10 protein-coding genes are annotated in these 10,953 nt (G+C 75.0%); 4 read left to right on the top strand and 6 right to left on the bottom strand.

The features are described from left to right. Positions 1 to 1,428, bottom strand: a 1,428-nt coding sequence (locus ACW0Q9_RS24770; protein WP_456185206.1) for a glycosyltransferase family 4 protein, incomplete at its 3' end; no start/stop codon positions are given. Between the two features lie 250 nt (positions 1,429 to 1,678). On the opposite strand from ACW0Q9_RS24770, the gene ACW0Q9_RS24765 reads away from it, so the two are divergent. Further along, a complete protein-coding gene (locus ACW0Q9_RS24765; RefSeq protein ID WP_456185204.1) occupies positions 1,679 to 2,206 on the top strand; it encodes a GNAT family N-acetyltransferase in 528 nt (175 codons plus the stop codon). Positions 2,207 to 2,254: 48 nt separating this feature from the next. On the opposite strand, the gene ACW0Q9_RS24760 is transcribed toward ACW0Q9_RS24765, so the two are convergent. Both ACW0Q9_RS24760 and ACW0Q9_RS24755 read right to left on the bottom strand, forming a co-directional pair. After that, positions 2,255 to 2,413 carry a hypothetical protein gene (locus tag ACW0Q9_RS24760; RefSeq protein ID WP_254341738.1) on the bottom strand — a complete coding sequence of 53 codons (159 nt, stop codon included), beginning with the start codon at positions 2,411 to 2,413 and terminating at the stop codon, positions 2,255 to 2,257. Between the two features lie 97 nt (positions 2,414 to 2,510). After that, positions 2,511 to 3,959 (bottom strand): M20/M25/M40 family metallo-hydrolase, encoded by a 1,449-nt coding sequence (locus ACW0Q9_RS24755; RefSeq protein WP_456185202.1) that lies wholly within the window; start codon positions 3,957 to 3,959, stop codon positions 2,511 to 2,513. A 106-nt stretch (positions 3,960 to 4,065) separates the two neighbouring features. Here ACW0Q9_RS24755 and ACW0Q9_RS24750 point away from each other — a divergent pair, with 106 nt between their 5' ends. Both ACW0Q9_RS24750 and ACW0Q9_RS24745 read left to right on the top strand, forming a co-directional pair. Beyond that, positions 4,066 to 6,216, top strand: coding sequence for an amylo-alpha-1,6-glucosidase (locus ACW0Q9_RS24750; RefSeq protein WP_456185200.1), 2,151 nt, complete (start codon positions 4,066 to 4,068; stop codon positions 6,214 to 6,216). Between the two features lie 42 nt (positions 6,217 to 6,258). Then, entirely contained in the window at positions 6,259 to 7,557 is a 1,299-nt protein-coding gene (locus ACW0Q9_RS24745; protein WP_456185198.1) for an NAD(P)/FAD-dependent oxidoreductase, read from the top strand. A gap of 3 nt (positions 7,558 to 7,560) precedes the next feature. On the opposite strand, the gene ACW0Q9_RS24740 is transcribed toward ACW0Q9_RS24745, so the two are convergent. From ACW0Q9_RS24740 to ACW0Q9_RS24730, 3 genes are all read right to left on the bottom strand, one after another. After that, positions 7,561 to 8,688: an AI-2E family transporter gene (locus tag ACW0Q9_RS24740; RefSeq protein WP_456185196.1), complete on the bottom strand. Its 1,128-nt coding sequence runs from the start codon at positions 8,686 to 8,688 to the stop codon at positions 7,561 to 7,563. 41 nt (positions 8,689 to 8,729) lie between these two features. Continuing rightward, entirely contained in the window at positions 8,730 to 9,521 is a 792-nt protein-coding gene (locus tag ACW0Q9_RS24735) for a spermidine synthase (RefSeq protein WP_456185194.1), read from the bottom strand. A 67-nt stretch (positions 9,522 to 9,588) separates the two neighbouring features. Continuing rightward, positions 9,589 to 10,560: a DUF2267 domain-containing protein gene (locus tag ACW0Q9_RS24730; RefSeq protein ID WP_456185192.1), complete on the bottom strand. Its 972-nt coding sequence runs from the start codon at positions 10,558 to 10,560 to the stop codon at positions 9,589 to 9,591. 185 nt (positions 10,561 to 10,745) lie between these two features. Between ACW0Q9_RS24730 and ACW0Q9_RS24725 the strand changes: the two genes are divergently transcribed. Next, positions 10,746 to 10,953: hypothetical protein (locus tag ACW0Q9_RS24725; protein WP_456185190.1), on the top strand; the 208-nt coding region annotated here is incomplete at its 3' end.

The raw sequence follows: 10,953 nt of genomic DNA, 5'->3' as shown, positions 1-10,953 counted from the left end.
GAGCAGGCCCGGCCGGTCGTACGCGGCGCGGTGCCGCCGGGGGTCGGCCAGCACGGCGGTCACCGCGCGGACGAGGTCGTCGACGTCGCCGGCCCGGAACACCTCGCCCTGGCCGGTCTCCCGGACGGTGGCGGCCATGGTCCGCACGTCGCTGACCACCACGGGCAGCCGGGCGTGCGCGTACTCGAAGAACTTGGTGATCAGGGCGATCTCGTGGTTGGGCCAGCGGTGGATCGGGATCACCCCGACGTCGGCGCCGGACAGGAACGGCACCACCTGCCAGTGCGGCACGTACGGCAGCACGTGCAGCCGGTCGGCGGCGCCGAGCCGGGCGGCCCGCTCGGCGAGCCGCTCGACGTAGCGCAGCGCCGGGTTGACCACCAGCGCGAGGTGCACACCGGGCAGCCGGGGCAGCGCCTCGACCAGGGTGTCCAGGCCGCGCTGCGGGGCCGCCGCGCCGCTGTAGACCAGCAACGGCACGTCCGGGCCGAGCCCGCACTCGGCCCGCAGGTCCGGCGGCGGCGCGCCGTCGGCCGGGCGGTGGTCGTCGGCGGGGGCGTTGAGCAGCACGCCCGGCGTCCCGGTGAGCCGGTGCTCGCGGCGCAGCAGCTCGGCCAGGTCGGCCGAGACCGTGAGCACCGCGTCGGCGTGGGGCGCGTACTCCCGCTCGTGGGCCCGATGGGCGGGCAGCCAGCGGGCGTGGTCCCGCCACGGCTTGATCCCGGGCAGGAACTCGTGGGCGTCCCAGACCAGCGCGACCCGCCGCCCCTGGCCGGTCGCGCGTATCTTGGCGCGCGCGCCGACGCCCAGCATCCGGAAGTCGTGCGCGTGGACCAGGTCCGGGCGCAGCCGGTCCACCTCGGGGCCGTAGGCCAGCTCGTAGTCCCAGAGCCCCGGCTCCAGCCGCCGCCACGCCCGCTCGCCCAGGACGAGCTGCCAGAACAGCGTGTACGTCCGGTCCCACGGGCTCCGGAACCGTCGGCCGTACCGGACCCGGTTCATCATCCTGGTCCGCAGCCACACCCAGCGGTCCAGCAGCCGGGCGGCGACCTCCCGCCGGCGCAGCGCGCGCCGGGCGCCGCGCAGCCGGGCCCCGGCCAGCTCACCGGCCGCGGCGCGCCGCGTCACCAGGGCGGCCCGGACGGCCAGGTCGGCCCGCCACGCCCGGACCCACTGGGCGCGGTGCTCGGCGATGCCGCCCGACCGGTACGCCAGCGGCCAGCGCAGCGAGCGGCGGAACTCGTGCCGGCGCCGGTGCAGCGGCTCCGGCATCGGCAGCAGCCGCACCTCGGCGGCGCCGAGCCGCCAGCTCCGTTCCGTGCCGTCGGGGGAGCGGCCGAGCAGGGTCACGTCCCACCCGGCCTCGGCGGCGGACCGGGCGATCTTCTGCACCCGGGAATCGCCCTCGACCTTGTTGTCGACGAGCATGACGATCCGGCCGCGGCGCGGCGGTGTCGCCTCGTCGTGTGCCACTGCTGGTCCTCCGCTGGTCGGCCGGCCCTTCCGGCGCGCCACCACGCTCGTGGAGGCAGCCGTCGCCGGGACTACGCCGACGTGACGGCAAGGTGACCGAGAGGAGGCGGTCAGGGGTGACCCGGGACACCGGGGCACGGACCTCCGCGGCACGGGCCGACCCGGGTTGGACAGCGGTCTGGTGGGTGGCCGAGAGTGGATCACCGTGAGGTACCTGCGCAGCGACGGCCGCGTCGCCATCCGCCGCCCCCGCCCCGACGACGAGGCGGAGTTCGTCGCCGCCGCCCGGCGCAGCCACGACCTGCACCACCCGTGGCTCTCCGCGCCCGACGACGCCGAGCGGTACGCCGCGTACCTGCGCAAGATCCGGGGGCGGGACAGCTCCGGCTACCTGCTCTGCGACCGGGCCACCGGAGAGATCGCCGGGTACGCGAACATCAGCGGCATCGTCATGGGTGCGCTGCGCGGCGGCTACCTCGGCTACGCCGCGTTCCTGCCGTACGCCGGCACGGGGCACGCCTCGGCCGGCGTCCGGCTGGTGATCGAGCACGCGTTCACGGCGCTCGGGCTGCACCGGCTGGAGGCGAACATCCAGCCCGGCAACGAGCCGTCGAAGCGGCTCGCCCGGCGGCTCGGGTTCCGGCTGGAGGGCTTCTCGCCGGACTACCTGTTCATCGACGGCGCCTGGCGGGACCACGAGCGCTGGGCGATCACCGCGCCGGCGGCGGGCTGACGGCGCGGTGGCGGCCGCCGAACGGCGACCGCCACCGGCGTCGTCGACTCAGCGCCCGGGACCCCGGTCCTGCGGGCGCTGCCCGGTCAGGCGCTGCCGCTTCGCCTCCTTCTGCTCGAAGCGCCGGCGCTGCCGGGGCGTGAGCTGCGGGCGGCCGCTCTGCTGCCGGTAGTGGGCCTCGCGTCGGTCGGACGGCAGGATGCTCATGGCGGGCTCCCCTCGGTCGGGATCGACTCTCGCGCTTCCCTCCACCCTCCGTCCCGGCGGGGTGAGGGCACCCCGCCCGATCCGGGTGAGGCGGCGGTCAGCTACCCGGCTTCGGGAAGGCCACCGGGCTGCGGTGCCCCGCCCGGTCCACCGCCCGGACGCCGAAGAACACGTTGTCCTTGGACAGGTCGACGGTGACCTCGGTGACGTCGCCGACCGGCAGCATCTTCTGCCATTCCGGGGCGGTGGTCTCCCGCCACACCACCTCGTAGCCGGCCAGGTCCGGTTCGGTGCCGCGCTGCCAGCGCAGGGTGGTGTCGTTGGTCAGGTTGGTGGTGACCACGGTGACCCCCTTCGGCGTGCCCGGCGCCTGCGCGAGCGACCACAGCGTCGCGCCGTTCACCCGGGCCACCCGGGTGATGTAGTCGAAGTCGCAGAACTCCGGCAGATCGCCGTACTGGACGCCGTCGACCACCCGGACGTCCTGGTGCTGGTGGGCGAAGTCCTCGTTCGGCTCGGTGAACCGCCCGGCCGGCCAGCCCTCGCGGAGGAACGAGATGTGGTCGCTGCCGCGCAGGTAGCGGTCGCGGCGGTAGATCACCCGGACCCGCATCCCGGTCGCGCCGTTGCACGCGACGTCGGACACGAACCGGGCGAGCTGCCGGGACGGCGAGTCGTTCTCCCCGCCGACGGACTGCCGCACGTTCGCCTCGGCCGGTGTCTCCGCGGTCGGCACGCCCTCGGCGAAGAGCCGGACCGAGCGCGGGTCCCGGGTGCCGTCGTCGGCCGTGCTGCTGCCGACGATGTCGTTGCTGAACATGCCCTGCACGTCCACGCCGGCCGCCTTGAGCTGGCCGGCCAGGTACGCCGAGCCGTACAGCCCCTGCTCCTCGCCGGCGACGGCGGCCAGCACGATGGTCGCCTCGCTGCGCCGGGTGGCCAGCACCCGGGCCAGCTCCATGACCACCGCCACGCCGGAGGCGTCGTCGTCGGCTCCCGGGGCGTCGCTGACCGCGTCCATCACGTCGGTGGCCCGCGAGTCGTAGTGGCCGGTGATCACGTAGACCCGGTCCGGCGCCGTGTCGCCGCGCAGGGTGGCCACCACGTTGGTGATGGTGGTGGCGGTCGGGATCCGGGAGGCGGGCTGCTGGACGTACGACTGGAGTGCGACGGTCATGCGGCCGCCGGAGGCGGCGGCGTACCCGGCGAGCTGGGCGTGGATCCAGTCCCGGGCGGCGCCGATGCCGCGTACCGGATCGTCCTGGTCGGAGAGCGTGTGCCGGGTGCCGAACGCGGCGAGCCGGCGGACGGTGGCCTCGATCCGGTCCCGGTCGATCTCGCGCAGCAGCGCGGTCAGCTCGCGGTCCGGGGGCTGCTGCCGGACCGGATGGCCGGGGCCGGGCGGCGTGACGGTTTCGGCGGCGGCGGCCGGCGTGCCGGCCAGCGGCGCGGCGACGGTCGCCGCGGTGGCGGCGGCGGAGGCGGTGAGGAAGGTGCGCCGGGTGGACCTCGTGGGCCGACCCCCGGCGGTCTCGTTGGTTCCCATCAGGGCATCCTCGCCCCGGATGGTGAGGCTTGTCCATATAGGCGGGGGTGGATTCATCCGGAACGGGTGACGCCGCCCTCGCCCGCGCTCCTCCTACGGTGGGGGCATGGCTGTCGTGCGCCCGACTCCGGCCGACCCGACGCCCGGCCTGGCGGCCGCCGCCGGGCCCGGGGACCAGCGAGCCGTCCCGCCCGAGCTGGGCCCCGAGTCGCTCGCGGTGCTCAGCGGGCCCACCTTCATGTACTCCGACCCCGCCGGGGACGTGCCTCCGGGCAGCATCGGCGGGCTGGTCCACTTGGACACCCGGCTGGTCAGCGGCTGGGTGCTGACCATCGACGGCTGCCGGTTCCCGGTGCTGCGCTCGGAGACCATCGACCATTACTCGGCGCAGTTCATGCTCACCAATCCCGAGCTGCCCGGGCTGCCGCCGGACAGCCTCACCGCGCGCCGGCTGCGCTACGTCGGCGAAGCGTTCCACGAGCGGATCGAGATGGTGTCGTTCTGCACGGAACCGGTGCGGTTCGAGGTGCGGCTGGCCGTCGCCGCCGACTTCGCCGACCTGTTCGAGGTCAAGTCCGGGGTGCGGGACCGCTCCGGCGACATCGTCCGCCGGCACGGCGCCGACGGCGCCGCGCTCTCCTTCCGGTACGAGCGGAACGGCTTCACGGCCACCACCGAGCTGCGCACCAGCCTGCCCCCGGCCCGGATCGAGGGCGACGATCTGGTCTGGCAGGTGGAGCTGGACCCGCGGGAGAGCTGGCAGGTGGACCTGGAGTTGCCGCTGTCGCCCGGGCTGGGGGTGGTGGAGCCGGTGCGTGGGAACATCGCCGACGTGCTGCACCGGCGGGCCGACGACCCGCTGCGCCGCTGGACGGAGAGCCGCGCGATCCTGGACAGCGACAACCCGGTGCTGGAACGGGTCACCCGCCGGTCCCGCTACGACCTGGCCGCGCTCCGGCTGGACCTGGAGGTCAAGGGTCACCGGGTCATGCTGCCCGGGGCGGGCCTGCCCTGGTTCCTCACCGTCTTCGGCCGGGACACGCTGATCACCGCGTACCAGACGCTGGTGGCGGGGCCGGGCCTGGCCCAGGGGGCGCTGCTGGCGCTCGCCCGGCTCCAGGGCACCCGGGTCGACGAGTTCACCGACGAGGAGCCGGGCCGCATCCTGCACGAGGTCCGTAGCGGCGAGCTGACCCGCACCGGCGTGAAGCCGTACACGCCGTACTACGGCACGGCGGACGCCACCCAGCTCTGGCTCATCCTGCTCTCCGAGTACTGGCGCTGGAGCCGGGACGACGAGACCGTCCGCCTGCTGTGTGACTCCGCCCTCGCCGCGCTGCGCTGGATCGACGAGTACGGCGACCGGGACGGCGACGGCTACGTCGAGTACGCCACCCGCTCGCCGGAAGGGCTGGGCAACCAGTGCTGGCGGGACTCGCCCGACGGCGTCTGCTTCTCCGACGGCCGGATCCCGGTGCTGCCGATCGCCACCAGCGAGATCCAGGGCTACACCTACGACGCGAAGCTGCGTCTGGCCGAGCTGGCCGACGGGCCGCTCGCGGACCCGGCGCTGGCCGCCCGGCTGCGGGCGGACGCCGCCGAGCTGTACGAGCGGTTCAACCGGGACTTCTGGCTCGACGAGCGGGGCGGCTTCTACGCGGTCGGCCTGGACGGCGACAAGACCCCGATCGACTCGAAGACCTCCAACATGGGCCACCTGCTGTGGAGCGGGATCGTCCCGCCGGAGCGCGCCGAGGCGGTCGTACGCCAGCTCATGCACGAGGACATGTTCTCCGGATGGGGGATCCGCACCCTCTCCCGGGAGGACCGCACCTACAACGCCCTCGGCTACCACCTGGGCACGGTCTGGCCCCACGACAACTCCATCGCGGCGCTCGGACTGGTCCGCTACGGCTACCGGGCCGAGGCCAACCGGATCGCCCTGGCCCTCCTCGAGGTGGCCGAGCAGTTCGGCTACCGGCTGCCGGAGGCGCTCAGCGGGTACGCCCGGAACCGCACCATGTTCGCCGTGCCGTACCCGACCGCGTGCAGCCCGCAGGCGTGGGCGGCCGGCGCCCCGCTGGCCCTGGTCCGGGCCATGCTCGACCTCAACCCGGTGGACGGCCGGCTGAGGCTCGACCCGGACGTGCCGCCCGAACTGGGTCGGATCACCGCCGAGCGGGTCCGGGCCTTCGGCCGCTGCTGGGACCTCGAAGCGGTCGGCCGGACCGGGTACGTCCGGCTCGCCGCCGGCTGACTGCCACGTTTGTCCGGGTCCTCGACGGGAACGGCAGCGGGCATGACGAAACCTCGTGTGGTGATCGTGGGGGCCGGGTTCGCCGGATACCACGCGGCGAAGGCGTTGAGCCGGCGGGCCGGCGAGCGGGCCGAGATCGTCCTGCTGAACACGACCGACTACTTCCTCTACCTGCCGCTGCTGCCCGAGGTCGCCGCCGGGGTGGTCGAGCCCACCCGGATCTCCGTGCCGCTGGCCGGCACCCTCGACGGCGTCCGCGTGGTCATCGGCGAGGCGGACCGGGTCGACCTGCAGAACCGCTGGGTCGGCTACCGCTCCGCCGAGGGCGACCACGGCCAGCTCGCGTACGACCGGCTGGTGCTCTCCGTCGGCAGCGTCAACAAGCTGCTGCCGATCCCCGGGGTCACCGAGTACGCGCACGGCTTCCGCGGCCTGCCCGAGGCGCTCTACCTGCACGATCACGTGATCCGCCAGCTGGAGCTGGCCGAGCTGGCCGAGGACCCGGTCGAGCAGCGGTCCCGGACCACGTTCGTGGTGGTCGGCGCCGGCTACACCGGCACCGAGGTCGCCGCGCACGGCCAGCTCTTCACCGACCGGATGATGGCCCAGCGGCCCCACCTCAAGGTGCGTCCCCGCTGGATGCTGCTGGACGTGGCCCCGCGCGTCCTGCCCGAGCTGGACCAGCGGCTGTCCGTCACCGCCGACCGGGTGCTGCGCCGGCGCGGCGTCGACGTGCGGATGGGCACCTCGGTCTCCGAGGCCACCCCGGACGGGGTGCTGCTCACCGACGGCGAGTACGTCCCGACCTGCAGCCTGGTCTGGTGCGTCGGGGTGCGTCCGGACCCGTTCGTGGCCGAGCTGGGGCTGCGCACCGAGAAGGGGCGGCTGGTGGTCGACGAGTACCTGAACGTCCCCGGCTACCCGGAGGTGTTCGCCTGCGGCGACGCGGCGGCCGTGCCCGACCTGACCCGCCCCGGCCAGATCTGCACGATGACCGCACAGCACGCGCAGCGGCAGGGCAAGCTCGCCGCGCACAACATCGCCGCCTCGTACGGGCAGGGCACCCGGAAGCCGTACAAGCACCGCGACCTGGGCTGGGTCGTCGACCTGGGCGGCAAGGAGGCGGCGGCCAACCCGCTGCACGTGCCGCTGGCCGGCCTGCCGGCCAAGGCGGTCACCCGCGGCTACCACCTGCTCGCCATGCCCAGCAACCGGGCCCGGGTCGGCGCGGACTGGCTGCTCGACGCCGCCCTGCCCCGGCCCGCCGTGCAGCTCGGCCTGGTCCCCGCGAACGCCGTGCCGCTGGAGAGCGAGTCGCCCGAGGTGGTACGCCGCCGCTGACCCTCAGCCGCCGGCCGGCGGCGGGTTCCGGTCCGCGGGTTCCCGACCGCCGGCCGAACCCGGTGTCCGCTCCGGGGCGGCGGGGACGGGCAGCACCTGCCGGCCAGCGGCGGCGAACTCGCGCAGCAGGACCTGCCCGATCCCGGCCACCGGGATGGCCAGCAGGGCGCCCACGAGCCCGGCCAGCTCGGCGGCGAGCAGCACGCTGACCAGCACGGTCAACGGGTTCAGCCGGACCGCGCGGGCCATGATGACGGGTTGCAGCAGGTGGTTCTCGACCTGCTGGTAGACCACGAAGAAAACCAGCACCACGGTGCCGGCGGTGGGGGAGTGCAGGAACCCGGCCCCGGCCGCCACGATCGCCCCGATGGTGGCCCCGACCAGCGGGATCAGGTCGGCCAGCGCGACCACCAGGGCGATCACCCCGGCGAACGGCACCCCGAGGAGGAAGAGCACGCCGAAGGTCAGCCCGCCGCAGATCACGCTGATCAGCAGGTTGCCGCTGAGGTAGCCGGTGATGATCCGGGACGAGTCCCGGCCGATGCGCCGCAGCCGCTCCGCCGCACCGTCGCCCACGAGTTTGAGCGTGCCGGCGATGATCTTCGGGGCCTCCAGCACCATGAGGTAGGCCAGCACCACCACGGTCACCACCGCGGCGACGGTCTGCAGCACGCCCTTCACCACCCCGGCCGCCGGCTGGCCGAGCCGGGAGCCGTAGTGCTCGATCTGGTCGGCGTGGGTGTCGGCGTACCGGCGCAGGTGGAAGCGGTTCAGCGCCTCGCCGACCGGCCCCCGGCCGGCCCGGGCCTCGCGGATCAGCTCCGGGGCCCGGTCGGCGAACCGGCTCAGCTCGTCGACCAGCGGCAGCACGATCATCGCGCCCAGCGCGGCCAGCAGCACGAAGGTGGCCAGGAAGACCAGCAGGGTGGCCAGCGCCCGGCGCCGGACCAGCCGCCGTTCCACCCGGTCGACCAGGGGTTTCAGGGCGACCGCGAGGAACGCCGCGACCAGGCCCCAGACCAGCACCCGCCGGGTCGCCCAGACCAGCGCCAGCCCGACCAGCGTGGCGAGCACCAGACCGATCACGATCAGCGCCCGGCGGGCGGTCGACCGGTCGTCGGCGTTGCTCATCCGGCGCGGCTACCCCGCCCGGACGGGCGGAAACCCGGCGGTCAGTCCTCGGCGAGGGTGGCGTCGGTGGCCGGCCAGGCGCCCGCGACGAACGTGTCCAGCGTCGCCCCGTGCAGCACACCCCCGGGCACCGGGTCGCCGGCGGCGCGGGCGACGAGCCGGCGTACCGGCAGCCGGTCGGGGCGGGTCCCGGCGGCGAGCACCAGGTTGCCGTACCGCCGGCCGCGCAGCATCCGCCGGTCGGCGACCAGGCAGACGTCGGCGAAGACCGCCCGCAACGTGGCCACCTGCGTGCGGGTGTGCGCCAGCGGCGGCAGGTCGGTGATGTTGACCAGGAGGATGCCGTCCGGACCGAGCACCCGGGCCACCTCGGCGGCGAACTCCACGCTGGCCACGTGCCGGGGCATCCGGGCCGCCCGGTAGACATCGGCCAGCACCAGGTCGTACGCCCCGGCCGGCGCGGTGCCGACCGCGTCCCGGGCGTCGCCGATCTCCACGACCACCTCGGGCGGGACCGGCGGCAGCTCGCGGCGGACCAGCTCGACCACCGCCGGGTCCCGTTCGATCACCCGCTGCGGGGAGCCGGGCCGGGTGGCGGCCAGCCAGCGCGGCAGGGTCAGCGCCCCGCCGCCCAGGTGCAGGGCGGCCAGCGGCCGGCCCGGCGGGGCGGCCAGGTCGACCACGGCGGCCATCCGCCGTACGTACTCGAAGTGCAGGTGGCGCGGGTCCGCGACGTCGACGTAGGACTGTTCGACCCCGGCGGCGAGCAGCGTCCGGCCGGAGGGCCGGGCCGGGTCCACGACGATCTCCAGGGCCTCGGCGTCGCGCTCCACGGCGGGCAACGGTACCCGGCCACGGCGGGCCGGCGGGCGCGTGCCCGCCGGCCCGGCCGCCCACGGCTCAGCCGGCGTTCATTCCGGCGCCGGCGTCCTCGATGGCGGCGTCGACCCGCCGGGCCAGGTCCACGTCCAGCGCCGTCACCCCGTCGACCTGCTGGGTGCGTACCGTGAGCACGGCGCTGTCCGGGTCGGGCCGGCCGATCTGCGGGCCGCGACCGGTGTCCACCCGGAGCAGGTCGAGCTGGTCGAGCACCCGGTCGAGGTTGCCGGCCGGCAGCTCGATGGTGCGCACCAGCGACTGCCGGTCGCTGGACCAGTACGGCAGTCCGGCGAGCGCCGCCCGCAGCTCCTGCTCGTCCAGCGGGGCGGTGGCGGACGTCGCGCCCACCAGGCCGCCGCCGGGCTCCGGCGGCGCGAGCAGGTCCCGCAACCCGTCCGGTACGCGCAGCGACTCGACCAGTTCGCCGTCCGCGTCGGCCAGCGCCGCGAGGGTCGCCTCGGCCTGGTAGCGCGCCTGTTCCGGAGTGAGGCGGCTGCGCCGGCCCACCTCGGCCAGGAAGCCGGGCAGGTCCCGCCGCCGCTGGATGCCGTCCACCGGCACCACGTCGTGCAGCTTCACCGGCACGGCCTCGAGCAGCCGCTCCCGCTCGGCCTCGTCGAGCGCCCAGGCCAGCGCGAGCACGGTCGCCTCGGCCGCCACCTTGGCGGTGGAGAAGTCCACCCCGGCCCGCCGGCTCACGTCGTCGACGAGATCCCGGTAGCCGAGCGTGGTCACCCGGGCCGACCGCTCGTCGGGCAGCGGTCGCGGGCGTTCCGCCACCGCCGCCGGTGGCGGCGCCGGACCGCCGCGCGTGGTGTCCGGCTTGTGCCGGCCGGCCGGCGCCGGGCCGGACCGTTCGCGCCGGTCCAGGGAGGTGATCTGCTTGGACGCGCTCAGGCTGGCACCGGTCTGGCTGGGCTGCCGACCGCGTTCCCGGGCCTCCCGGGCCAGGGCCCGGCGGCGCTGGTTGTCGCCCTCCATCTGCTTGCGCATCGTCGCACCTCGTTCCTGGTCGGTTGCGCTTGCGCCGGTCGCCTTCCCGGCGCCGCTGGGAAGGAAACGGGCGCTGCCGGACCGGACAGCTTCACTCGCTGCGGGTGAGGACCGGTCACCCGCCGGGGCCGCACGATCGGGGTGGACCGGAAGAACTTCCGACGCACGCGGAAGGGCAGGTCGTCATGAAACGGATCGTCGAGATCGTCCCCGCCCGGCCCGGCTGGTACGCGCGGTGGCAGGTCGACCCGGAGGGAACCCGCTGCTATCCGGTGACCCTCTGGGCGCTGCTGGAGGAGAGCGACGGCAGCGGGCGCGAGGTCGTCGGCGTCGACTGTGTGGGGCAGTGGCCGGGAGCGGACGACAACGAGGTGGGTGGGGAGTTCGTCCGTT

Source organism: Micromonospora sp. I033 (assembly GCF_053890995.1).
The sequence above is the reverse complement of the archived record's forward strand: the minus strand, read 5'-3'. Positions and strand labels throughout refer to the sequence as shown.